The following is a 24,985-nucleotide window of genomic DNA, read 5'->3' as shown; positions in this document are numbered from 1 at the left end:
ACACTAACGAAGTAAGCTTGCTCGAACCCTAACGGGAGGGTTTTTCTCTGGTCTTTTGAAGGGAGTGTTAACGGGCGCTAACCGATTGCGCCGCATTTAACAAAAGTTCGAGCGCTGTTTTAATCGAAAGACCTCGTATGGCGCCGCGCCCTTCGTCCGGAAAGAGGCAATGCTTGTATTCGAGCCTGCCGCCTTCAACCGCAATGCCGAAATAGACCGTGCCCACCGGTTTATCTTCTGAACCGCCCCCCGGTCCGGCGATGCCCGTTACGGAAACCGCGATCTGGGCACGTGAATTGGCAAGCGCTCCCGACGCCATCTGCCGGGCAATCTGTTCGCTGACTGCGCCATACGTTTCCAGATCGGCTTCATTAACCTGAAGCAGGTCTCTTTTCGCGTCGTTCGAATAAGTGACAAATCCCCGGTCGAAAACGGCAGATGATCCGGCAATCTCTGTCAGGATGCCGGCAATCATTCCGCCCGTGCAGGATTCCGCAGTTACGACCATCAGCCCTTTCTCCTGACAGGCAGACAGAACCTTTTCGGCGAGAGGCAGCAGGGCTTCCAGATCCGTCATGAGAAATCCTCTCCGGTGAACGGCAACCGTACCGTTGCGCTGGCCAGCGCGGCAATGCCTTCCTTGCGTCCGGTAAAACCGAGCCGCTCCGAAGTCGTCGCTTTCACGGAAACCCGGGAAACCGGGAGATTGCAGATCCGCGCAATCGACTGGCGCATAGCTTCGCGGTGCGGCCCGATTTTTGGCGCCTCGCAAACCACCGTAACATCCACATGAGCTGTCTTTCCGCCCAATTCGGTCACGCGGCGAACGGCATCCTCAAGAAAACGGTCCGAGGATGCGCCTTTCCAGACCGGGTCAGAGGGCGGGAAGTGGGCTCCGATGTCGCCATCGCCGATCGCACCCAGAATAGCGTCGGTGATGGCGTGTAGGACCACATCGGCGTCTGAGTGCCCCTTAAGGCGCTTGTCATGGGCAATCCGAATGCCGCCCAGGATAACGCCATCTCCATCCTCAAATGCATGAACGTCGTATCCGGTACCCATGCGCACGTCACCGAGTTCGGCAAGGCCTGGATTTTGTATCTTTGTCATGGGAACTCGCTTTATCGCTCGGTCCAGGTCAGATCGAGATGTAATCTTGAAATTGTCCGGGTCACCATCGGCCAGGATAACCTCGAAACCAAGCCATTCGGCTATGGCGGTATCGTCGGTAAAGTCCGAACGCCCCGCCAGGTTTGCCTTTTCGTGCCCCTCGAGGATTGTCCGATAATCGAAACCTTGTGGCGTTTGCGCCGCCCAAAGGCCGGTACGGTCCACCGTTACCAGCTGACCGCTTTTATCATCCAGCCGTTTCAGGGTATCGACGACAGGAACAGCGGGGAGAACGGCACGGTTTCCTTCTGTCAGTTTTTCAAGCACAGCGTCGATAACCGCGTGGGATATGAATGGACGCGCCGCGTCGTGGATAAGTATCAGATCTATATTACGATTTTCCATTGCGACCAAGCCGTTGCGAACTGATTCCTGGCGTGATGCCCCGCCGGAAACCGCTTGTCGCAGCTTCTCGCCTGCCACGGGACCGATTGCCGCGACAGCCCGATCGTACAAGTCGGTGTCATCCGGGTGAATCACCACCAGAACATCGGTAATTGCCGGATGAGACAGGAAGGCTTCCAAAGCATGGCTGACGACCGGCCGTCCACCCAGGTCGCGATATTGCTTGGGCTGACGATATTGATCAGTGGAAAAACGGGTGCCTCGTCCTGCGGCAACGACGATGACGGCCACTCGAGAATTCATGAAAGGCTCCAAACTCCTTAAATTTATTCATTTTCGCGCGTTAACGCTCTGTCAGTTTTTCAACCATGTTGTCGTCGAATAGGCAATTTGCCTCTTGCCGCACTGCGGAAAATGGCTACTATATAGGCACTGAAATATCATGCACAGGATATGAGCACAGTTGCATCTCCCACTCTTTCGCGAGGGCAAGTTTTAATGCGCATCGGTTGTCATAGTCTTGACCGAAGAGCGGTTCTTGCCCCGATGTCCGGCGTTAGCGATTTGCCGTTCCGCAGAATAGCCGCCCGATATGGTGCCGGAATGGTCGTCAGCGAAATGGTGGCAAGCGAATCCTTCGTTAAGGGCGATGCGGAAACCGAAATGCGGGCCGGTGCCCAGGAAGGCGGGCTCCACGTCGTGCAACTTGCCGGCCGCGAAGCCCGCTGGATGGCAGAAGCGGCCAGGATCGTCGCCGATCTTGGAGCCGATGTTATCGACATCAACATGGGATGTCCTGCCAAAAAGGTGACAAGCGGCTATTCCGGTTCGGCTTTGATGCGCGATCTCGATCACGCGATGACGTTGATAGAAGCAACGGTAAACGCAGTCACCATTCCCGTTACGTTGAAAATGCGCCTTGGCTGGAACGAAACCAGCATCAATGCACCGGATTTGGCCCGACGTGCCGAAACAGCCGGCATCCAGCTCGTCACGGTTCATGGCCGCACCCGCTGCCAGTTCTACAAGGGCAGGGCCGATTGGAGTGCGATTGCACGGGTCAAGGACGCGGTTTCGATCCCGGTCATCGCGAATGGCGATTGTCACGGATACGACGATGCCGATGCCATGCTCGCGGCTTCGGGAGCCGACGCCGTGATGATCGGCCGCGGTGCCTATGGACGTCCGTGGCTACCGGGGCATGTGGCGCACTATCTGAATACCGGAGAGCGGCTGGCTGACCCGGCCGGAACGGAACTGACCGATCTGGTGCTGAGCCATTACGAAGACATCCTATCCCATTACGGCCAGATGCCGGGCATACGCATCGCCCGCAAGCACCTCGGCTGGTACCTGGAAGGTGCGGGATTAACGAGTGCCCCAACGAACTTTAGGACGACCCTGATGACCTCAAACGACCCTGCTGAAGTCATCCGCCTCACGGAAACCCTGTTTTCCGCAGCAGATCAACGGAGTGCCGCATGACGCCGCAAGCTATGGCAGAGGGGCGCACAGCAGCCCTGGCAAGCGATGGCCCCACGATCCTGGATGCCTTGCCGCATCCGGTTCTTCTGGTCGCGCCGGACGGCGTGATTGAATCGGCCAATATGGCCGCCGAAATTTTCATGCGCTCCAGCATTGCTTTTCTCAGGCGCCACCCGATCAGCGACTTCGTTCCCTTCGGCAGCCCGCTTCTGACCCTGATCGAGCAGGTGCGCGAACGTGGCGCGCCCGTCAACGAATACAAAGTCGATATTGGATCTCCCCGGATCGGCGCGCCGAAAATCGTCGATATCAACGCAGCTCCCGTATCCGACCGTCCCGGAGCCGTCGTCCTGATGTTCCAGGAACGGACCATGGCCGAAAAGATCGACCGGCAGCTCACGTCTCGGGGTGCGGCCCGCACCGTCACGGGACTGGCCGCCATGCTCGCCCATGAAATCAAGAACCCGCTGTCGGGTATCCGCGGTGCCGCCCAGCTTCTTGAGCAATCCGTTCCGGATGAAGACAGGGCCCTGACGCGGCTGATCACCGATGAAACCGACCGGATCGTGAAACTCGTCGACAGGATGGAGGTCTTTTCGGACGAACGGCCGATAGAGCGGGAGCCGGTCAACATCCATGTGGTTCTCGATCACGTCAAACGGCTCGCCGACAGTGGTTTTGCCCGTAATATCAGGATCATCGAGGAATACGACCCGTCGCTGCCGCCGGTCTATGCCAACAAGGACCAACTGATCCAGATCTTCCTCAACCTGATCAAGAACGCCAGCGAAGCGATCGGTGACGATCCGGATGGCGAAATCCGGATCACGACCGCCTTTCGCCCTGGCGTCCGCTTGTCGGTTCCGGGAACCGAGCAGAAGGTCAGCCTGCCGCTCGAGTTCTGCGTTCAGGACAACGGGCCGGGCGTGCCGGAAGATCTGCTTCCGCACATGTTTGAACCGTTTATCACCACCAAGACCAATGGCTCGGGACTGGGCCTTGCGCTGGTCGCCAAGATCATCGGCGACCACGGCGGCGTGATCGAATGCGACAGCCAGCCGCGCAAGACCGTTTTCCGCATCCTGATGCCTGCCTACACCGACCCGGATACGCCCGTTAGCGGCACGTCCTCCACTGACAGGAACGATTGACCATGCCGACTGGCACCATTCTCGTCGCTGATGATGACGCCGCCATCCGTACCGTGCTCAACCAGGCCCTCTCCAGGGCCGGCTACACAGTCCGCCTGACGTCCAACGCCAATACCCTCTGGCGCTGGGTCAGTTCCGGCGACGGCGATCTCGTCATCACCGATGTCGTCATGCCGGACGAAAATATTTTCGACATTCTGCCGCGCATGAAGAAACTGCGCCCGGAACTTCCGGTCCTTGTCATGAGCGCGCAAAACACGTTCATGACCGCGATCAAGGCGTCGGAGAAGGGGGCTTATGAATATCTGCCCAAGCCCTTCGACCTGAAGGAACTGACCAGCATTGTCAGCCGCGCTCTTGAGGAGCCGAAGGTAAAGAAACCGGTCGAAATCGATGATATCGGCGAAGGCATGCCGCTGGTCGGCCGGTCTCCCGCGATGCAGGAAATCTACCGGGTTCTGGCCCGTCTGATGCAGACCGATTTGACCGTCATGATCAACGGCGAATCCGGGACTGGCAAGGAACTTGTCGCCCGCGCGCTCCACGACTACGGCAAACGGCGCAACGGGCCTTTCGTTGCCATTAACATGGCCGCCATTCCGCGCGACCTGATCGAGGCGGAACTCTTCGGCCACGAGAAGGGTGCTTTTACCGGCGCTCAGGTACGCAGTTCCGGCCGCTTCGAGCAGGCCGACGGCGGCACCCTGTTCCTCGACGAGATCGGCGACATGCCGATGGAGGCCCAGACCCGTTTGCTGCGCGTGCTGCAGCAGGGCGAATACACCACCGTCGGCGGACGGACCCCGATCAAGACCGATGTCAGGATTATCGCGGCCACCAACAAGGACCTGCGCCAGCTCATCAATCAGGGGCTCTTCCGCGAGGATCTTTACTTCCGCCTGAACGTCGTACCGATCCGGCTCCCACCGCTGCGCGAACGTGTGGAAGATATTCCCGATCTTGTCCGGCATTTCTTCCAGCTTGCGGAAAAGGAAGGCCTGCCGCCGAAACAGGTGGACCAGGCTGCGCTTAACCTGCTGCGCCGCTACCGCTGGCCGGGCAACGTCCGCGAACTGGAAAACCTGGTCCGCCGCCTTGCCGCCCTCTATCCCCAGGATGTGATCGGTGAGGCGCTGCTCGAACACGAACTCAGTCAACCGTCTGTTTCCGTCCTGGAAGAAGAGGAGTCCGAGAACATCAATCTCGGGACTTCGGTCGAGCGCTATCTCGGAAACTATTTCGAACAGTACGGAGAATCCCTGCCGCCTCCCGGTCTCTATCATCGCATTCTGCGGGAAGTGGAGTACCCCTTGATCAGCGCCGCCCTGGCAGCCACCCGCGGCAATCAGATCAAGGCTGCGGAACTGCTCGGGGTCAACCGGAATACCTTGCGCAAGAAAATCAGGGATCTGGATATCCAGGTCATGCGCGCATTTCGGTAGGATTTGCCCCCGGCTTTCCGGCCGGATGCCTCGAAATTCCTTGAAGCATTGTCGCAGCCGCGCCATTGTCGCAATTTCGCAACAATGTGTGGTAAGTGTGCCGCAGCTTCATTGTGCGGACCGTGGAATCGTGGACCGCAGCTATCGCCGAATGACGAGGGAACATGACACTGGGAAGCCTCCAGGAAACGGCGGTAATCAAGGTAACTGGCGGCCGGCTTATGCGTCGTGTCGGGTTGGCGATCATGATCGTCGCCCTGGTTTCCATTGCCGTCACCTTCGCCATTCTGATGGGGCTCACTCCCATCGCGCCGACCCAGGAAGTGGTCTGGATCGCCATGCTGGTCAACGGCATTCTGGCGACTTGCCTCGTCCTCGAGATCCTGCTGGAAATATACAAGCTGTGGTCCGCGCGGCGTCGAGGAAAGGCGGCGGCACGGCTCCATGTGCGTATTGTTACGCTGTTCAGCATTATTGCCGCGGTTCCGGCCATCCTGATGGCCATCCTGGCGACCTTTACGCTCGACAAAGGTCTCGACCGCTGGTTTGAGGACCGGACCCGTCGCATCATCGACAATGCCCTGGTTGTGGCGCAGGCCTATCTGCAGGAGCACGTGCAGGTTTTGCGAGCCCATCTGATCGCCATGGGCAATGACGTCGACCGTGCAGAGACCGTCTATGCCAACGAACCGACCCGGTTTGACTCGTTCTTCTCCGCCCAGGCCTCCTTGCGGGGTCTGCAAGCGGCCTACATCCTGAATTCAGACGGGACCGTCATCACAAGGATCGAACTTGACCCAAAGGCAGAGATTTTGCTCCCCCCCAAGAGCATCTTTGCCAAGGCGGCAGCGTCCAATGCGCCCGTCATGATCGCGCCGGGTAAGACCAACCAGGTCGGCGGTGTCATGAAGCTTGCGGCCTATGATGACTTCTATTTGTTCATCACCCGCACCATGGACCCCCGTGTGGTGGACTATCTGCGGCTCGCCGATGACGGTGCGAAATCATACAGAGTTCTGGAGAAGAGCCGGTTTGGCGTCCAGGTTGCCTTTGCCCTTGTGTATCTGGGCGTTGCGCTGATTCTTCTTCTGTCGGCAATCTGGATTGGATTCGGTTTCGCAAATCGTCTTGTGTCACCGATCCGGACGCTCATATCAGCGGCAGATGAAGTTTCGAAAGGCAATCTGGCGGTCAAGGTCGAAACCCACAAATCCGGCGGGGATCTTGCCAACCTCGGATCGACTTTCAACAAGATGACCGGGCAGCTTCTGGGTCAGAGGGACGCCCTGTTGGCCGCCAACGAGCAGATCGACCGCCGGCGCAGATTCAATGAGGCTGTTTTGTCAGGGGTGTCCACCGGGGTTATCGGGATTGACGAGGAGGGCCGGATCATGCTCGTCAACCGCTCGGCCCAGACCCTGCTTGGGGTCGACGAAATCGCGATCCTCAACATGCCTCTTGAAGATGTCATTCCCCAACTCGGGGACGCGATCAACAAGACCATTCAAGAAGACAGTGGCCGGTCTCACGAAAAACAGATCGAGATGGCCCTGGGTGGCCGCCAGAGGACCTTGAACGTACGGATCACGAGCGAACTCTCCACGCGCCGTGAACATGGCTATGTTGTCACCATCGACGACATTACCGATCTGGTCTCGGCGCAACGCAATTCGGCCTGGGCCGATGTGGCCCGCAGGATCGCCCATGAAATCAAGAACCCGCTGACTCCGATTCAATTGTCGGCGGAACGGATCCGCCGCCGCTACGGCAAGAAGGTGGAGGAGGACCGTGGGGTCTTCGATCAATGTATCGACACGATCATCCGGCAAGTCGGCGATATCGGTCAGATGGTCGATGAATTCTCTTCCTTTGCCCGCATGCGGAAACCCAGCAAGTCGGAAGCCGACATCCGGAATTCGGTGCGGGAAGCAGCCTTCATGCAGACCGTTGGCAATCCGGACATCAAGATCACGACGGATCTTCCCGAAGAACCAGTGCGTGCGACTTTCGATGCCCGGCTGATCGGCCAGGCCCTGACCAATGTCATCAAGAATGCCGCGGAGGCGATTGAGGGCAGAACGGGCGATGATCCGCCTGACGGACGCATACATGTGATGTTGGAGGATGCTGGCGAGCAGGTCGTGATCAGCGTCACAGACAATGGCGTCGGTTTGCCTGAAGAAAACCGGCAGAGGCTCCTTGAGCCCTATATGACCACCCGCGAAAAGGGCACGGGGCTCGGCCTTGCGATTGTCCGCAAGATACTGGAAGACCATGGCGGAACAATCGAACTGCTGGACGCCCCGGATAAATCCCTCGGGGAGACCGGAACAATGGTGCGCCTCACCTTGTCGAAAAAGGCTGAGGACATGATTGACAACAACAAGAACGAACAGACAGATACGACCGATGGCGCATGATATTCTCGTAGTTGACGATGAAACCGATATCCGCGAGATGATCGCCGGCATCCTTGACGATGAAGGCTTCGGAACCCGGACGGCCAGCGATTCAGACACGGCGATTGCTGCGATCAAGGAACGCAGGCCTTCGCTCGTGGTTCTGGACATCTGGCTCCAGGGCAGCCGTCTCGATGGACTGGCTCTCCTCGACGTCATCAAGGAGACGGATCCGGATCTTCCAGTCGTTATTATTTCGGGGCACGGCAACATCGAAACGGCCGTTTCCGCCATCAAGCGCGGTGCCTACGACTATATCGAAAAGCCCTTCAAGACCGACCGGCTGATCCATATCACCGAACGCGCGCTGGAAGCCTCCAGCATGAGGCGTGAAATCCGGGAGTTGAAGCAGCGCTCCGGCGATGCATCCGCCATTATCGGAGAATCCAGCGCCGCCAACCAGTTGCGCCAAACGATCCAGAAAATCGCCGCAACCAACAGCCGGATCCTGATCACGGGCCCCTCCGGCGCCGGCAAGGAACTTGCGGCGCGCATGATCCATGATTCCTCACCGCGTTCGAAAAGCCCGTTTGTGGTCCTGAATGCCGCGACAATCACTCCGGAACGCATGGAAGAGGAGCTGTTCGGGATCGAGGACGAAGGCGGCAATCTGCGTAAGGTCGGCGCCCTGGAAGAGGCCCATGGCGGCACGCTTTATCTCGATGAAATCGCCGATATGCCTTCCGAAACGCAAGGAAAGATCCTGCGGGTTCTGGTCGAACAGAGTTTCTCCCGCGTAGGCGGAACGACCAAGGTGCAGGTGGACATCCGTATCCTGTCCTCCACTGCGAAGAACCTGGAAGAACATATTTCCGCCGGGCTGTTCCGGCAGGACCTTTATCACCGTCTCAGCGTCGTGCCCTTGAGGGTGCCGGGCCTGGCCGAACGGCGCGAGGACGTGCCGATCCTCATAAACCATTTCATGGAACAGATCTCGACCGCCTCTGGCATTCCCTTGAGGCCGATCGGGGATGATGCCATGGCCGTCCTGCAGACCCATGACTGGCCCGGCAACGTGCGCCAGCTGCGAAATAATGTGGAACGTCTCCTGATCCTGAGCCGGGGCGAACCGGACAGCGTGATCACGGCGGATCTCCTGCCGGCGGAAATAGGTTCTATGCTGCCGAGCCTGCCGACGACGGGCGGCGGAGAACATCTGATGTCCGTTCCGCTGCGCGAAGCTCGGGAAATCTTCGAGCGCGACTATTTGCAGGCGCAAATCAAGCGTTTCGACGGTAACATCTCGCGCACCGCCGAATTTGTCGGCATGGAACGTTCTGCGCTACACCGTAAGCTCAAAACGCTTGGCCTGTCCTGATACTTCGGATCAGGTGAAAAACTTCGTCGACGGCAAGAGGGCAGTTTTCCTATGAAAGTCGTGATTTGTGGTGCCGGGCAGGTCGGATACGGGATCGCCGAACGCCTTGCGGCCGAGCAGAACGATGTGTCCGTCATCGATTCGTCGCCCAAGCTCATCAAGGCAATCGGTGAACAGCTCGACGTCCGCGGTTTTGTCGGTCATGGCGCGCATCCGGATGTTCTGGCCCAGGCCGGTGCCGGCGAGGCCGACATGATCATCGCCGTCACGCTCTATGACGAAGTGAACATGGTCGCCTGTCAGGTCGCCCATTCCCTCTTCAACGTGCCAACCAAAGTCGCCCGCATCCGGTCCCAGAGCTATCTGCAGGGGCGCTGGCAGAGCCTGTTTTCCCGCGACCAGATGCCCATCGACGTCGTCATTTCTCCTGAAATCGAGGTCGGCGAAATGGTCCTGCGCCGCCTGGCACTTCCGGGCGCGGTCGAAACCGTTCGTTTCGCGGACGATCAGGTTGTCGTTGTTGGCATCATGTGCGAGGAGGACTGCCCGGTCGTCGACACACCTCTGCGCCAGTTGACCGAACTGTTCCCGGACCTGGGCGCAGTCGTTGTCGGCATCTTTAGAAACAATTCCCTGTTCGTGCCGAAGAGTTCGGATTCCCTGCTCGTCGGCGATCTGGCCTATGTGGTTGCCCGGCGCGACCAGGTGCGGCGCACGCTTGGTATTTTCGGTCACGAGGAACCGGAGGCAAACCGCGTCGTCATCGCGGGTGGAGGCAACATCGGCCTTTATGTGGCCCGTGCGCTGGAAACCCGTCAGCGCAATACAAAGATCAAGATGATCGAGGCGTCCCGCGACCGGGCTGTTGCGATCGCGGACGAACTGAAACGGTCGGTGATCCTGAACGGCAGCGCCCTGGACCAGACGATCCTGACCGAAGCCGATGTCGGCGAGGCGGATACCATGGTCGCGCTCACCAATGAGGACGAGGTGAACATTCTCGCCTCCGTCATGGCCAAGAAATTGGGCTGCCGTCGCAATCTGTCTCTGCTCAACAATCCGAGTTATCCGGCCTTTGCCAGCGCCTTGGGCATCGACGCCTTCATCAATCCGCGCGCGGTCACTATTTCCAAAATTCTCCAGCATGTCCGCAGAGGGCGAATCCGTGGCGTCCATTCGCTGCAGAACGGCGTTGCGGAAGTGGTGGAAGCCGAAGCCCTCGACACATCGCCGCTGGTCGGTCGGCCGCTGCGGGAAATCGACTTGCCGTCCGGGATCCGGATCGGCGCTGTCTTCCGGGGCGGCAAGGTGATCACGCCCAATGGCGACCTTCAGATCGAGGCAAAGGACCGTATTGTCATCTTCGCCATGGCCAATCGCGTGCGTCAGGTCGAACAAATGTTCCGGGTGAGCATCGAATTCTTCTGATAAGCGCATGAAGCGGTGACTAATCGCCCGGAATGCCTTGACGCAGGCGCCCATTATTTCAGACACTTAGTTCAGAGTGCGTGCTGTTTCGGAGGCATGAAGCAAAGGTTTTTCCAGGCAATCCGCCTCGGGAACGTTGTTCGCACGCAAACAGTAGGTCCGGCGTATTAGGAGTGATCATGAGCAGGATTGCCTATGTAAATGGCCAGTATGTCCCCCACAAGGATGCCGCCGTTCATGTGGAAGACCGTGGCTATCAGTTTGCCGATGGTGTCTATGAGGTTTGCGAAGTCTGGAAAAACAACATCGTGGACCTGCCGCGCCACCTGGATCGCCTGGGCCGATCCCTGGATGAACTGAGGATCGGTTGGCCCATGGCTCGCAAGGCTCTGGAATTCGTGCTCGCGGAAACGGTGCGGCGGAACAAGGTCCACGACGGAATGGTCTATGTCCAGGTGACCCGCGGCGTATCGCGCCGGGATCATTTCTTTCCGCCTGAAGACGTGGCGCCCTCTATCGTGGTGACCGCACGTTCGACAAGTCCGGCTGCTGCCGACAAACAGGCGGAAGCAGGTATTGCAGTGGTTTCCTATCCGGAAAACCGTTGGCCACGGGTGGACATCAAGACGGTTGCGCTCCTGCCGAATGTTCTCGCCAAACAGAATGCGAAGGAATCCGGTGGCAAGGAAGCCTGGTATGTGGATACCGAAGGCAATGTCACCGAAGGCGGATCGACGAATGCGTGGATCGTCACCAAGGACAACAAATTGGTCACCCGGCCTGCGGAATCGGGCATTCTCAAGGGAATTACCAGGGCCGCTCTGCTGGATCTCGTCGAAAAGGAAGGACTTTCGTTCGAGGAGCGGGCGTTTTCGCTGGAAGAAGCCTATGACGCACGAGAAGCTTTCGTCACCGCGGCCACGACACTTGTCATGCCAGTTGTAAAAATTGACGATAAGGTAATCGGCAACGGACATCCCGGAATGGTTGCAAGCCGATTGCGTCTGCTGTTCCATACTGTTACTGATCTAAAGGCAGTATGAATATTTTCGTTTACCTGATTAAATTACAGGTAGGCAGCTGGAACGATATGGTGTCTTCTCTGAATGAGAAACGGATCAGCTGCTAAAATGTAGTACGGGCAGGCCGTCAGGGGCGGTGGCGTTTGTGTTTAGGGCCCCAATGACGGTGACTTTAAAGGAATAACCGGATGCCCGGCCGCATCCGGGTAAAAACAGGATAAAAAGACTGATGGCTGAGCGCGCACAGAACTTGCAAGACACATTCTTAAATCACGTTCGCAAACAAAAAACCCCTTTGACCATTTTCCTGATCAACGGCGTGAAGCTGCAGGGAGTGGTCACGTGGTTCGACAATTTTTGCGTCCTGTTGCGTCGGGATGGGCACTCGCAACTGGTTTACAAGCATGCGATTTCCACGATCATGCCGAATGGTCCGGTTCAGTTGTTCGAGCCGGGCGAAGACAATGGTGAAAAGGCAGGAAGCTGATTGGAACCCAAGTCTCGCAGTGACGACTTTTCGAAATTAGAAGGCGCAACTGAAACAGGAATTGATCGGCGCCCGCAGCCTTTTCGGGCGCTTATTCTGGAACCGGTGCTTTTTCAGCGCCGGGAGGGCGCGGAAGCCGAATTGCGCGGCAACCGAAGCCCGGAAGCACGGCTGGAAGAAGCCGTCGGGCTGAGTGCGGCCATCAATCTGGACATTGTCTCTGCTGGTGTCGTCAAGATCAGTAATCCGAAGCCGGCGACCCTTTTCGGCGAAGGCAAGGTGTCCGAGCTTGCCGGCATCGTCGAGGCCGAGGACGTCGACCTGGTCGTCGTCGACCATCCCTTGTCTCCTATCCAGCAACGAAATCTTGAACGGCGGCTGAAAACGAAGGTCATCGACCGGACCGGTCTGATCCTTGAAATTTTCGGCGACCGAGCGCGTACCAAGGAAGGCAAGCTTCAGGTCGACCTCGCCCACCTGACCTGGCAGAAAAGCCGGCTGGTTCGCTCCTGGACCCACCTGGAACGCCAGCGCGGCGGTGTCGGCTTCATGGGAGGCCCCGGCGAAACCCAGATCGAGTCCGACCGTCGTCAGATTCAGGATCGTATCACCGCGCTGCAGAAGCAGCTTGAAGGCGTGCGCAGGACCCGTGATCTGCACCGCAAGAAACGCAAAAAGATCCCCCAGCCGACCGTGGCACTCGTCGGCTACACCAACGCCGGCAAATCGACCCTGTTCAACCGGCTGACCAAGGCCGATGTCTTTGCCAAGGACCTTCTGTTCGCGACCCTCGACCCGACCTTACGCAAGATTACGCTCCCGCATGGCCGCGAGGTGATCTTGTCCGATACCGTGGGGTTCATTTCCGATCTGCCGACCCATCTGGTCGCCGCCTTCCGGGCAACGCTGGAAGAGGTACTGGAGGCCGATCTGATCCTCCATGTCCGCGATATTTCCCACCCGGACACTGATGCCCAGGCAGAGGACGTGAAAAAGACGCTGGAAGATCTTGGTGTCAGTCCGCAGACCGGCGCGCCGATCATCGAAGTCTGGAACAAGATCGACTGCCTGGATCCGGCCTATCGCGACAAACTGCTTGCTGAGCAAGGCCGAGAAGGGCCAATCTCGCTCTCCGCTCTGACGGGCGAGGGGATCGATCAGCTTTACAATCGCATTGATGCCTTCATGGCGGAAAAGGACGATACCTTCACCGTTGTTCTTCCGGTATCGGCCGGTGAATTGCTGGCGCAGCTGTACCAGATGGCAGAGGTTCTGGAACGCAAGGACGGCGACGAGACGATCGAGGCGATCGTTCGGGTTTCAGATAAACAACGCGGCCCGTTCCGTGCGAAGTTCAAGCATTATATGGACGGTCAATCCGCCTGACCGGGTTCATTTTCCCTTGGCGGCCTGCCAGACGGCATCCATTTCTTCCAGGGTCATCTTTTCCAGAGTCGTCCGGCGCTCGTCGGCTGCGGCTTCTATGGCTGCGAAGCGGCGGCGGAACTTGCCGTTGGTACGCCTGAGGGCGGCTTCAGGATCGATGTCGAGATGGCGGGCCAGGTTGGCGACGGCAAACAGCACATCGCCCAATTCGTCTTCCATCTCCAGGGTGGTGTCGCCGTCTGAGAGGATTTCCCGTTCCAGTTCCTCGATCTCTTCCTTGATTTTGGCAAGCACCGGGCCCGGAGCGCCCCAATCGAAACCAACCCGGGACGCGCGCCGTTGCAGTTTGTCCGCTTCAACCAGGGCAGGGAAGGCCGCCGGCACATCGTCGAGGAAACCCTTTTCTTCTTCCGGCAAGCCGAGGGCGTCCCGTCGGGCCTTGCGCTCTGCCTTTTCCTCCGCCTTGATCCGCTCCCACATCCCCCTGGCCATGCCGGCCGAGCGTGCATCCTCGTCGCCGAAAACATGAGGATGACGGCGGATCATCTTCTTGGTGATGCCTTCGACCACATCGGCGAAGTCGAACAAATCGTCTTCCTCAGCCATACGTGCGTGATAAACGACCTGCAGCAGCAGATCGCCCAATTCCTCACGCAGGTTGTCCAGATCGTTCCGCCGGATCGCTTCGGCCACCTCATACGCCTCTTCCAGCGTGTAAGGCGCAATCGTGGAAAAATCCTGCTCCAGATCCCAGGGACACCCGGTTCCAGGCGTTCGGAGCGCGGCCATGATGTCGATGAGAACGGAAATATCGCGGCCGGGTTTCATGAATAATCCTCTTGGCAATCGGCTTGGGTAAGACATGAAACGGCACGCATGCCAGGGTCAAGCCTTGGCATGCTGTCGAAAGTCGCGTTTGCCCTTATTTCGTGTCAGCCGCGGACCGACGGATGCCAGAAGGTCACGGCCCGCTCCGCAAGAGCGACGATGCCGTAGAAAATGGAACCGGCGAGCGCCGCGACGGCAATTTCCGCCCAGACCATGTCCACGTTCATCCGGCCGACTTCCGTTGAAATCCGGAAGCCCATGCCGACGATCGGCGTGCCGAAGAATTCTGCCACGATGGCGCCGATCAGGGCGAGCGTCGAATTGATCTTCAGCGCGTTGAAAATGAATGGCATGGCCATCGGCAGGCGCAGCTTGAACAGGGTCTGCCAGTATCCGGCGGCATAGGTCCGCATCAGGTCGCGCTGCATGGCGTCCGACGCGGCCAGACCGGACACCGTGTTCACCAGCATCGGGAAGAAGGTCATGATGATCACCACCGCTGCCTTGGACGGCCAGTCGAAACCGAACCACATCACCATGATCGGTGCGACGCCGACAATCGGCAGCGCGGACACCAGATTGCCGATCGGCAGAAGCCCCCGGCGCAGGAACGGGATCCGGTCGACCAGGATCGCGATCAGGAAACCGGACGCACAGCCTGCGAAATAGCCGAACAGCACGGCCTTCAGGAACGTCTGGCGGAAATCCGCCCACAGAATGGAGCCGGACGTAGTCAGCCGGACCCAGATTTCTGAGGGTGCGGGCAACAGGACCTTCGGGATAGCGAATCCGGTCACGATCGCCTGCCACAGCACCAGGATCGTTATGCCGAACAGGGCCGGAATCGCCAGGTTGATCAGGCGGTTCAGGAAAGGCGTATCGCTTTTCCAGGTCGCCAATCGCTCGACGAAAAGCCAGGCGGAGGCCCAAGTGGCAGCGACAAGCGCCCAGTAGCCCAGTCCTGCTTCTCCTGCGTGATTGGCAATAGTTCCCAACAGAAAATAGGCGGCAATGGCGGTGATCAGACCCAGGACCAGGTCACCGATCTTGTTGCGCATGAAACCGAGTTCGTAGCGAACACCCGCGATGGCCAGTATGGAGAGCGTGATGGCCAGCCGAGGCACTTCCAGAACGCTGATATCCGGCTTGAAGACAGGGCTGAACAGGCCGATGACGACCAGGACGACGATGCCCCAGGCAAGGATCGCCGGCATGTCGAAGCGGCTCTTGCGGGCGGGTTTTGCGGGTGCTGCGGTCATCGCGCCATTCCCATGCGTTTCAGGGTCACTTTTTCAATCATGCCGACAATGCCGACGAGGGCACCGGCGAGCAGGGCGGCCATGATCAGGGCGGACCAGATCTGGACCGTCTGGCCGTAGTAGGACCCGGCGAGCAGACGCGCGCCCAGACCGGCCACGGCCCCGGTCGGCAATTCGCCGACGATGGCACCCACCAGCGAGGCCGCGATGCCGATCTTCATGGAGGTGAAGAGGTAAGGAACCGCGTAGGGAAAGCGCAGCTTCCAGAAGGTCTGGGCCCGAGAGGCGCTATAGGTGTGCATCAGGTCCAGATGGATGATTTCCGGTGACCTGAGCCCCTTCACCATGCCGACGGTGACGGGGAAGAACGACAGGTAGGTGGAAATCATCGCCTTGGGCAACAGACCGGAGATGCCGACCGCATTCAGGACCACGATGATCATCGGAGCGATCGCCAGGATCGGGATCGTCTGTGAGGAAATCACCCAGGGCATCAGGCTCTTGTCGAGCACACGAGAATGCACGATGCCGATCGCAAGCAGAATGCCGAGCACCGTGCCGATAACGAAGCCGAGCATGGTCGACGACAGGGTAATCCCGGTATGAAAGATCAGCGAGCGCTTGGACGTTATCTTCTTCAGGACCGTTGTGTTGTAGATTTCCGCGACCACCTGGTGCGGTGCGGGCAGAACCGGACGTTCCTGCGCAAGCGTATCCGTAATCAATTGGGACAACGGCACATCCGTCTGTCCGGCACGCTCATATATTCCTTCCTGGAACGGTGTGTTCAGAAGGACCGCCGACAGATACCAGATCGCGAAGATCACGGCGACGACGACAATGACAGGCCCGGCCGTACCGCGCATCAGGCCTGCGAAGGGCGACAGGCTGCGGGGAGGGGAACTGACTGTATCAGTCATCGTAGGAATGCCCCGCGCGTAGGCCCTCGCGCACCCGATGGGCGATCTTCAGGAATTCCGGCGTTTCGCGGACGTCGAGAGTGCGGTCGCGCGGCAGGTCGCTTTCGATCACGTCGTAGATTCGGCCCGGGCGGGGGCAGAGGACCACGATCTTGGTCGACAGGAACACGGCTTCGGGGATGGAGTGGGTGACGAAAACCACCGTCTTGTTGGTCTTGGCCCAGAGCTGCAAGAGCTGTTCGTTGAGGTGATCGCGGACGATTTCATCCAGCGCGCCGAAGGGTTCGTCCATCAGGAGCAGGTCCGGCTCGACGGAAAGCGCGCGTGCGATCGAGGCGCGCTGCTGCATGCCGCCGGAAAGCTGCCAGGGGAATTTCTTCTCAAAACCGGCGAGGTTTACCAGCTCCATGTTCCGGGCGATCCGCTGCTGCTGTTCGGACTTGGACAGCCCCATGATTTCCAGCGGCAGGGCGATGTTGCCGGCGATCGTGCGCCACGGATAAAGCGCGGCCGCCTGGAAGACGTAGCCATAGGCCCGCTTCAGGCGCGCTTCATGGGGGGACAAGCCGTTGACCGAGATCGAGCCGGCAGTCGGCTGTTCCAGATCGGCGATCACCCTGAGCAGGGTGGTCTTGCCGCAGCCCGACGGACCGATGAAGGAGACGAAATCGCCTTCCTCGATCTTCAGGTCGATATCGGACAGCGCGTGCACCGGGCCGTCGTTGGTCTGGAAGGTGAGCGACAGCTTTTCGATGTCGATGACCGGTTTTGCGGAAGTGTCCGCTGCTGCCGTGGCCGCCTGGTTCATGTCTGTCCCGGTGTCCCTGAAATCTGGTCTTGTCGTTTTTGGCCGGTTTCCCGGCAATTGTCACGGGTCAACCCGCGCCAAATTCTGAAGGTCTTGGCGCGGGTGACGTTTTTCCAGTGCGTCAAACGCCGGTTGCCGGAATGCCGGTGCGTTCCACCTTGCGCGGTGCAGTCAGTTCCTTCCAGGTGGAAAGCGCCTTGTTGACCGCCTGGAACGGCTCACGCTTGACGAACTCGCCGTGGCCCTGCTGCGGGATCACCTTGCCGTCGTCGACGGCGACCCGGCCACGGGTCAGCGTGAAGCGCGGCAGGCCCTTGACCTGCTTGCCTTCGAAGACGTTGTAGTCGATCGCCGATTCCTGGGAAGCTGCGGAGATGGTCTTCTCCTTTTCCGGATCCCACACGATGATATCCGCATCCGCGCCAACCAGGATCGCACCCTTCTTCGGATAGATGTTCAGGATCTTGGCGATGTTGGTGGAAGTGACGGCAACGAACTCGTTCGGCGTCAACCGGCCGGTGTTCACGCCGTTGGTCCACAGCATCGGCAGACGATCTTCCAGACCGCCGGTGCCGTTCGGGATCTTGGTGAAATCGCCGACGCCGTAGCGCTTCTGCTCCGTGGTGAAGGCGCAGTGGTCGGTGGCGACACAGGAGAGCGATCCGGACTGCAGACCGGCCCAGAGTGAATCCTGGTGCTTCTTGTCCCGGAACGGCGGCGACATCACCCGGCGGGCGGCATGATCCCAATCCGGATGGCGGTATTCGCTGTCGTCCAGGGTCAGGTGCTGGATCAACGGCTCGCCATAGACGCGCTTGCCCTGCTGCCGGGCGCGGCGGATCGCTTCGTGGGCTTCCTCGCAGGAGGTATGGACCACGTAGAGCGGCACACCTGCCATGTCGGCGATCATGATCGCCCGGTTGGTGGCTTCGCCTTCCACCTGCGGCGGGCGGGAATAGGCATGGGCTTCCGGCCCGGTGTTGCCTTCCGCCAGCAGACGTGCGGAGAGATCCGCGACCACGTCGCCGTTTTCCGCATGGACCAACGGCATGGCGCCGAGTTCCGCGCAGCGCTGGAACGAGGCGTACATCTCGTCATCCTGCACCATCAGCGCGCCCTTGTAGGCCATGAAGTGCTTGAAGGTGTTGATGCCGCGCTCGCGGACCACGGTCTCCATTTCGTTGAAGACCTGCTCGCCCCACCATGTGATCGCCATGTGGAAGGAATAGTCGCAATGGGCCATCGACGACTTGTTGTCCCACATCTGCAGTGCCTCCAGCAGCGACTGGTCGGGCGAGGGCAGGGCGAAGTCGACCACCATGGTGGTGCCGCCAGCAAGGGCCGCGCGGGTGCCGCTGTCGAAATTGTCGGAGGAATAGGTGCCCATGAAGGGCATTTCCAGGTGGGTATGCGGATCGATGCCGCCCGGCATCACGTAACAGCCGGTCGCATCCAGCGTCTCGTCACCGGAAAGGTTCGGCCCGATCTCGACGATCCGGCCGCCCTCGATCTTCACATCCGCCGTGTAGGTCAGGTCGGCGGTGACAATCGTTCCGCCCTTGATCACCTTCGTTGCCATTGCTGTTCCCCTTCGTTTGCCTTCTGCAGTCGTTTTCTCCGTGGTCCCGGCTCAAGGCCGGGACGGCGCACAGTTAGTTGGCAGCGCCAGTTCGCCAATTCGCTCCGCCGCCCCGGACCTGATCCGGGGCCAATCTCGACTTGTCGCGGATGCGAGCCTCAAAAAAGTATCTGATCGCTGATGTCCCGCCATTCGGGATTGACCTTGCCAATCAGTTCCTCTTTCCATTTGCGCGGCCAGCGTTTCAGTCGCCTTTCCCGATGGACCGCATCCATCACCTCATCAAACACTTCAAAATAAACGAGTGTCCTGATGTTGTATTTCTCGGTGTGGCTTCCGCGAATACCTGCCTTGTGTTGTTCAACCCTATTACGCAAATCCCGCGCAGAACCGATATAGATTGCTCCATGCGGCCTGTTGGCGAGAATATAGACGTAGTAGGTCATTTCCCTTCCGGCCTGGTCCCGGCTCAAGGCCGGGACGGCTGCGATTCGTCAACGTTTTATCCGGATCGCCGCCCCGGACCTGATCCGGAGCGGCGATCCGTGTTTCACCTCAACCCGCTTCGTCGCTCATCACCCAAATCTTTGCCCGCCGGAGCACCTCTGCTTCCAACTCGGTCAGTGCACCGGCCTCCTGTGCGATTACCGCGTCGATTTCGCCTACAGCCAGGTCCCATTCGCCTGCCCAGATATATTCGTCTGCCATTCCGAGGTTTCGGTTTGGCCTGGTGCCTCGAAGCACCATGACCAAATCGAGAATCATATGAAGCGTCAAAATGTCCGGATCATCATCCTTTCTGGCCAACGGCACCCAACGAGCGTCGTTGCCAAATGAAATGGGTCCAAACAGATCGTCCTTCACTCCGCGACTTCCCTCTATTCCTCACCTACGATCCCATAAATCGATCCCAATCCGGCTTCAGATCGTCTATCGTTCTCTTCAGATCCTCCATGATACCGCACATATCCATCCACAAGTCCGGATGGGCGATCCAGAATTCCTGATCCAGTTCGAGGCAGGCCTTGAGCAAATCGCCTCGATAATGCGTCGCTTGCACAAACGGATTTTCCCCCAGGGTTACAAAAGCCAATGGCAATGCGTATTCGCGGCCGAGATCCTGGGTGATCAGCAGGCGAATCTGGCCCACGTCCAGATCCTTGAGAGGCTTGGCCGTGGCTTCCTCGCACCGCTTGAGCAGGTTCGACGGAGAAGGGTCTTTTGACGGCCGCAGACCAAGCAGGTCATTCACGGACGAGTATTCGAACCTTCTCCGGCTTTTCGTCACTCCACGATCTCCGCCGTCTCGACGACCGCGTGGAACAGCACGTCCGCGCCGGCCTTGGCCCAATCCTTGGTGATCTCTTCCGCCTCGTTGTGGGACAGGCCATCGACACAGGGGCACATGACCATGGCGGTCGGGGCGACCTTGTTGATCCAGCAGGCGTCATGGCCGGCACCGGAAATGATGTTCTGGTGCGAATAGCCGAGCCGTTCTGCCGCGTTGCGAATCGCGGCCACGCAGCCCTCGTCGAAGGTCACCGGATCGAAGCCCCCGACCTTTTCGAACTCGACGCCGAGGCCCATGTCGTCGCAGATCTTCTGCGCGCCTTCCATCAGCCGCTTTTCCATGTCCTGGATGACGGCAAGGTTCGGCGAGCGGAAGTCGACGGTGAAGACCACCTTGCCCGGGATCACGTTGCGCGAATTCGGATAGACGTCGATATGGCCGGCGGCACCCACCGCATGCGGCTTGTGCGACCAGGCGATCTCGTCGACCAGTTCCAGGATCCGCGCCATGCCGAGACCGGCGTTCTTGCGCATGGGCATCGGCGTGGAGCCGGTGTGGGCATCCTTCCCGGTCACAGTCACCTGGATCCAGGAAAGGCCCTGGCCGTGGGTAACGACACCGATGTCCTTGCCTTCGGCTTCCAGGATCGGCCCCTGTTCGATGTGAAGTTCGAACATGGCGTGCATCTTGTCCTTGCGGGCGCCGACTTCCTCGTCACCCACCCAGCCGACGCGCTTCAGTTCATCGCCGAAGGTCTTTCCTTCCGCATCTTCCCGACCATAGGCCCAGTCCTGGGTATGGATGCCGGCAAAGACACCGGAAGCGAGCATAGCCGGCGCGAAGCGGGTGCCTTCCTCGTTGGTCCAGTTGGCGATGACGATCGGGTGCTTGGTCTTGATGCCGAGATCGTTCATGGAACGGGCGACCTCGAGCGCGCCGAGCACACCGAGCACGCCGTCATATTTACCGCCGGTCGGCTGGGTATCCAGGTGCGAACCCATGTAAACGGGCAGGGCGTCCGGATCGGTTCCCGGCCGGGTCATGAACATGTTGCCCATGGTATCGACGCCCATGGTCATGCCGGCATCCTCGCACCATTTCTGGAACAACTTGCGGCCTTCGCTATCGGCATCGGTCAGGGTCTGACGGTTGTTGCCGCCGGCAACGCCAGGGCCGATCTTGGCCATTTCCATCAGGCTGTCCCACAGCCGTTCGGCGTTGATACGCAGGTTTTCACCCGGAGCTGCCATTGTCACGTCTCCTGCTTGAGTTCGATTTCGACGAAGGACATCGGTTTGTCCCCGTTGTTGATGACATTGTGTTCGACGCCGATCGCGCGCTTGTAGGCCATACCCGCAGGCACCATGGACTCCCGGCTGCCGCCCGGCTCTTCCAGAAGCATGGGGCAGTCCGTCACCGCGGTGATGACGTAATCCATCCCGTGCTTGTGCCAGCCGGTTTCCGCGCCGGGAGCGAAATCGAACCGGGTCACCCGGACGCTTTCGTCCTCAAGAAGAAGTTCAGACGTTGCCTGCGGTCGCGTCATGGTCGTTCCTTGTCAATCCATACTCGGGAATGTGTAGACCGCGCCTTCCTTGATGCCGGCGGGCCAGCGGGTGGTCACGGTCTTCAGCCGCGTGTTGAAACGCACGCCTTCCGGACCGTAGATCGAATGATCGCCGAACAGCGACCGCTTCCAGCCGCCGAAGGAGAAATAGGCGACCGGCACGGGGATCGGCACGTTGATGCCCACCATGCCGACCTCGATCCGGTCAGCGAAGGCGCGTGCGGCATCGCCATCACGGGTGAAGATCGCGGTGCCGTTGCCGTATTCGTGGTCGTTGATCAGGGAGAGGGCTTCCTCGTAACCGGAGGCCCGGACCACGGACAGAACCGGACCGAAGATCTCTTCCTTGTAGATCGTCATGTCCTTGGTCACGCGGTCGAACAGGGTGCCGCCGACGAAATAGCCGTTCTCGTAGCCCTGCAGGGAGAAACCACGGCCGTCCACGAGCAACTCGGCGCCTTCCTTTTCACCCTGGTCGATGTAACCCAGCACCTTGCGCATGTGCTGTTCGGTCACGACCGGACCCATTTCGGCATCGCTGTCGGTTGCCGGCCCGATTTTCAGGGCCTGGACCCGCGGGATCAGCTTCTCGACCAGCTTGTTGGCGGTCTTCTCGCCGATCGGCACGGCGACGGAAACCGCCATGCAGCGCTCACCGGCGGAACCGTAGCCGGCGCCCATCAGCGCATCGGCGGCCTGGTCCATGTCCGCATCGGGCATGACGATCATGTGGTTCTTGGCGCCACCAAGTGCCTGCACCCGTTTGCCGTGGGCCGTGCCGGTCGAATAGACGTATTCGGCAATCGGCGTGGATCCGACGAAGGAGACCGCCTTCACGTCCGGATGGGTCAGGAGGACATCGACGGCTTCCTTGTCGCCGTGAACGACGTTCAGGACACCGTCGGGAAAACCCGCTTCCTTGAAGAGTTCGTAGACAACCATCACGGCGGAGGGATCGCGCTCGGACGGCTTCAGGATAAACGTGTTCCCGCAGGCAACCGAGATCGGATACATCCACAGCGGCACCATGGCCGGGAAGTTGAACGGCGTGATGCCGGCGACCACACCAAGCGGCTGGCGGTCGGAATAGCTGTCGATGGACGGTCCGACGTTGCGGGCGAACTCACCCTTGAGCAGGGAAGGGATGCCGCAGGCGTATTCCACCACCTCGATGCCACGCGCCACTTCGCCGAGCGCATCGTCATGGGTTTTGCCATGCTCCTTCGAGATCGCCTTGGCGATCTTGTCCGCATTGGTCGTCAGAAGTTCCTTGAACTTGAACATCATCCGGGCGCGCTTGAGCGGCGGGGTGTCCCGCCACTCGGGGAACGCTGCCTTGGCGACCGCGATTGCATCTGCCACTTCGGCGGCGCTGGATAGACCGAGCTCCGCCGACTGCTCGCCGGTTGCCGGATTGAAGACGGCAGCCACGCGTCCGGAGTTGGAGGCGACCTCCCTGCCGCCGATGGCATTGTTGATGCGTTCCATTTTGTTTTCTTTCTTGTGAGTTCAGTCGATGGCGTGGAGGACAGAGCGCAGGATCGTGAACAACTCGTCGATCTGCTCCTTGGAAATGATCAGCGGCGGAGACAGCGCGATGATGTCACCGGTGGTGCGGATCATCAGCCCGTCCTCATAGGCTTTCAGGAAGGCGGAGAAGGCGCGCTTGGTCGGCTCGCCCGCGATCGGTTCCAGCTCGACCGCGCCGATGAGACCGAGGTTGCGGATATCGATCACATGCGGGCAGTCCTTGAGCGAGTGCAGCGCGTCTTCCCAATATTGGGAGAGTTCCGCCGCCCGGGTCAGCAGGCCTTCCTCTTCATAGGTGTCCAGCGTCGCAAGAGCTGCCGCGCAGGCGATCGGATGCGCCGAATAGGTATAACCGTGGAACAACTCGATCATGTGTTCCGGCCCGGTCATGAATGCCTGATAGATGTCGGAGGTACAAAAGACCGCGCCCATCGGGATCACGCCGGAAGTGATGCCCTTGGCGGTGGTGACCAGATCCGGGGTCACGCCGAAGAAGTCGGTGGCAAACGGAGTGCCCAGCCGGCCGAAGCCGGTGATGACCTCGTCGAAGATCAGCAGGATGCCATGCCGGTCGCAGATGTCGCGCAGGCGCTTCAGATAGCCCTTCGGCGGGATCAGCACGCCGGTGGACCCGGCCACCGGCTCGACGATCACGGCGGCGATGGTCGACGGATCGTGGAGCTGGATGATCCGGATCAGTTCTTCCGCATATTCGGCACCGTTTTCCGGCTCGCCACGGGTGAAGGCATTGCGGGAGATATCATGGGTGTGGGGCAGATGATCGACGCCGGTCAGCATGGTGCCGAAGGTGCGCCGGTTGGCAACGATACCACCGACGGCAATGCCACCGAAACCGACGCCGTGATAACCGCGCTCGCGGCCGATCAGCCGGGTGCGGGTTCCCTGGCCGATGGCGCGCTGATAGGCCAGCGCGATCTTGAGCGCCGTGTCGACGCTTTCGGAACCGGAGTTGGTGAAGAAGACATGGTCGAGCGGGGCAGGCATCAGGGCCGCCAGCCGGGCAGCCAGTTCGAACGCTTTCGGATGGCCCATCTGGAACGCCGGTGCGTAATCCAGTTCGGCCACCTGGTTCTGGACCGCTTCCACGATCTTCGGACGGCCATGGCCGGCGTTGCAGCACCACAGGCCGGCTGTCCCATCCAGCACCTGCCGGCCGTCGCCCGTGGTGTAGTGCATGTCCTTCGCGCCCACGAACATGCGCGGGTTCTTCTTGAACTGCCGGTTTGCCGTAAACGGCATCCAGAAGGCTTCGAGATTATTCGTGCCCGATACCGGGGCTGCGGTGGATGCCGACTTCGACATATGTCCTCCTTGCCGTCCGTTGTCCCCGGACAGCGACGTTGCTGGCGCCATTGGCACCGGGTAAATCACCGGCATGCACCTTGCGACCGTGCCGGATCAAAAAGCACGTTCGCATCAGCCATGCGGGAAATCCACCCGGGCCGTTCCCAATTTTTGTATCTCCGGACAGTTTGTCGTCCCTGTTCCG

23 protein-coding genes are annotated in these 24,985 nt (G+C 59.7%); 9 read left to right on the top strand and 14 right to left on the bottom strand.

Going from position 1 to position 24,985, the window contains the following annotated elements:
• Positions 1–67: 67 nt before the first annotated feature.
• Entirely contained in the window at positions 68–577 is a 510-nt protein-coding gene (locus ABIN98_RS06355; RefSeq protein ID WP_346908417.1) for a CinA family protein, read from the bottom strand.
• Positions 574–1,818, bottom strand: coding sequence for a bifunctional 2-C-methyl-D-erythritol 4-phosphate cytidylyltransferase/2-C-methyl-D-erythritol 2,4-cyclodiphosphate synthase (locus ABIN98_RS06350; protein ID WP_346908415.1), 1,245 nt, complete (start codon positions 1,816–1,818; stop codon positions 574–576). The genes ABIN98_RS06355 and ABIN98_RS06350 overlap by 4 nt, the downstream gene beginning before the upstream one ends.
• 195 nt (positions 1,819–2,013) lie before the next feature.
• On the opposite strand from ABIN98_RS06350, the gene dusB reads away from it, so the two are divergent.
• From dusB to hflX, 9 genes are all read left to right on the top strand, one after another.
• Complete coding sequence (dusB, locus tag ABIN98_RS06345) at positions 2,014–3,000, top strand: tRNA dihydrouridine synthase DusB (RefSeq protein WP_346908413.1); 987 nt, start codon at positions 2,014–2,016, stop codon at positions 2,998–3,000.
• Positions 2,997–4,151, top strand: a complete 1,155-nt coding sequence (locus ABIN98_RS06340; protein WP_346908411.1) for a nitrogen regulation protein NR(II) — start codon at positions 2,997–2,999, stop codon at positions 4,149–4,151. Before dusB ends, ABIN98_RS06340 begins: the two co-directional genes overlap by 4 nt.
• 2 nt (positions 4,152–4,153) lie before the next feature.
• On the top strand, positions 4,154–5,593 hold the full coding sequence (ntrC, locus tag ABIN98_RS06335) for a nitrogen regulation protein NR(I) (RefSeq protein WP_346908409.1): 1,440 nt from the start codon (positions 4,154–4,156) through the stop codon (positions 5,591–5,593).
• A 164-nt stretch (positions 5,594–5,757) separates the two neighbouring features.
• The gene (locus ABIN98_RS06330) at positions 5,758–8,013 is read left to right on the top strand and encodes a PAS domain-containing sensor histidine kinase (RefSeq protein ID WP_346908407.1); all 2,256 of its coding nucleotides are present in this window, start codon (positions 5,758–5,760) and stop codon (positions 8,011–8,013) included.
• Positions 8,003–9,370: a sigma-54 dependent transcriptional regulator gene (locus ABIN98_RS06325; protein WP_346908405.1), complete on the top strand. Its 1,368-nt coding sequence runs from the start codon at positions 8,003–8,005 to the stop codon at positions 9,368–9,370. The genes ABIN98_RS06330 and ABIN98_RS06325 overlap by 11 nt, the downstream gene beginning before the upstream one ends.
• A gap of 51 nt (positions 9,371–9,421) precedes the next feature.
• Entirely contained in the window at positions 9,422–10,798 is a 1,377-nt protein-coding gene (gene trkA / locus ABIN98_RS06320) for a Trk system potassium transporter TrkA (protein ID WP_346908404.1), read from the top strand.
• A 179-nt stretch (positions 10,799–10,977) separates the two neighbouring features.
• The gene (locus ABIN98_RS06315; protein WP_346908402.1) at positions 10,978–11,841 is read left to right on the top strand and encodes a D-amino-acid transaminase; all 864 of its coding nucleotides are present in this window, start codon (positions 10,978–10,980) and stop codon (positions 11,839–11,841) included.
• 205 nt (positions 11,842–12,046) lie between these two features.
• Positions 12,047–12,307: an RNA chaperone Hfq gene (hfq, locus tag ABIN98_RS06310; RefSeq protein ID WP_346908448.1), complete on the top strand. Its 261-nt coding sequence runs from the start codon at positions 12,047–12,049 to the stop codon at positions 12,305–12,307.
• Positions 12,308–13,693 (top strand): GTPase HflX, encoded by a 1,386-nt coding sequence (gene hflX, locus ABIN98_RS06305; RefSeq protein ID WP_394701450.1) that lies wholly within the window; start codon positions 12,308–12,310, stop codon positions 13,691–13,693.
• A 6-nt stretch (positions 13,694–13,699) separates the two neighbouring features.
• Here the strand turns inward: hflX and mazG are convergent, their stop codons facing one another.
• From mazG to ABIN98_RS06245, 12 genes are all read right to left on the bottom strand, one after another.
• Positions 13,700–14,521: a nucleoside triphosphate pyrophosphohydrolase gene (gene mazG, locus ABIN98_RS06300; RefSeq protein WP_346908398.1), complete on the bottom strand. Its 822-nt coding sequence runs from the start codon at positions 14,519–14,521 to the stop codon at positions 13,700–13,702.
• A 104-nt stretch (positions 14,522–14,625) separates the two neighbouring features.
• The gene (locus ABIN98_RS06295) at positions 14,626–15,780 is read right to left on the bottom strand and encodes an ABC transporter permease (RefSeq protein WP_346908396.1); all 1,155 of its coding nucleotides are present in this window, start codon (positions 15,778–15,780) and stop codon (positions 14,626–14,628) included.
• Positions 15,777–16,700: an ABC transporter permease gene (locus ABIN98_RS06290; protein WP_394701449.1), complete on the bottom strand. Its 924-nt coding sequence runs from the start codon at positions 16,698–16,700 to the stop codon at positions 15,777–15,779. The genes ABIN98_RS06295 and ABIN98_RS06290 overlap by 4 nt, the downstream gene beginning before the upstream one ends.
• A complete protein-coding gene (locus tag ABIN98_RS06285) occupies positions 16,693–17,508 on the bottom strand; it encodes an ABC transporter ATP-binding protein (RefSeq protein ID WP_346908394.1) in 816 nt (271 codons plus the stop codon). Before ABIN98_RS06285 ends, ABIN98_RS06290 begins: the two co-directional genes overlap by 8 nt.
• Positions 17,509–17,629: 121 nt before the next feature.
• Positions 17,630–19,087 (bottom strand): dihydropyrimidinase, encoded by a 1,458-nt coding sequence (hydA, locus tag ABIN98_RS06280; protein ID WP_346908393.1) that lies wholly within the window; start codon positions 19,085–19,087, stop codon positions 17,630–17,632.
• Positions 19,088–19,245: 158 nt separating this feature from the next.
• A complete protein-coding gene (locus tag ABIN98_RS06275) occupies positions 19,246–19,533 on the bottom strand; it encodes a GIY-YIG nuclease family protein (RefSeq protein WP_346908391.1) in 288 nt (95 codons plus the stop codon).
• Between the two features lie 109 nt (positions 19,534–19,642).
• Complete coding sequence (locus tag ABIN98_RS06270; RefSeq protein ID WP_346908389.1) at positions 19,643–19,951, bottom strand: hypothetical protein; 309 nt, start codon at positions 19,949–19,951, stop codon at positions 19,643–19,645.
• Between the two features lie 25 nt (positions 19,952–19,976).
• Positions 19,977–20,339, bottom strand: a complete 363-nt coding sequence (locus ABIN98_RS06265; RefSeq protein WP_346908388.1) for a contact-dependent growth inhibition system immunity protein — start codon at positions 20,337–20,339, stop codon at positions 19,977–19,979.
• Between the two features lie 32 nt (positions 20,340–20,371).
• Entirely contained in the window at positions 20,372–21,628 is a 1,257-nt protein-coding gene (locus ABIN98_RS06260) for a Zn-dependent hydrolase (RefSeq protein ID WP_346908386.1), read from the bottom strand.
• Between the two features lie 2 nt (positions 21,629–21,630).
• Positions 21,631–21,924, bottom strand: coding sequence for a cupin domain-containing protein (locus ABIN98_RS06255; RefSeq protein ID WP_346908384.1), 294 nt, complete (start codon positions 21,922–21,924; stop codon positions 21,631–21,633).
• A gap of 12 nt (positions 21,925–21,936) precedes the next feature.
• On the bottom strand, positions 21,937–23,433 hold the full coding sequence (locus tag ABIN98_RS06250; protein WP_346908382.1) for a CoA-acylating methylmalonate-semialdehyde dehydrogenase: 1,497 nt from the start codon (positions 23,431–23,433) through the stop codon (positions 21,937–21,939).
• 21 nt (positions 23,434–23,454) lie between these two features.
• Positions 23,455–24,798, bottom strand: a complete 1,344-nt coding sequence (locus ABIN98_RS06245) for an aspartate aminotransferase family protein (protein ID WP_346908381.1) — start codon at positions 24,796–24,798, stop codon at positions 23,455–23,457.
• Between the last annotated feature and the right edge of the window lie 187 nt (positions 24,799–24,985).

It is taken from the genome of uncultured Roseibium sp., from assembly GCF_963675095.2.
In the GTDB taxonomy this organism is placed as follows: domain Bacteria; phylum Pseudomonadota; class Alphaproteobacteria; order Rhizobiales; family Stappiaceae; genus Roseibium.
The sequence above is the reverse complement of the archived record's forward strand: the minus strand, read 5'-3'. Positions and strand labels throughout refer to the sequence as shown.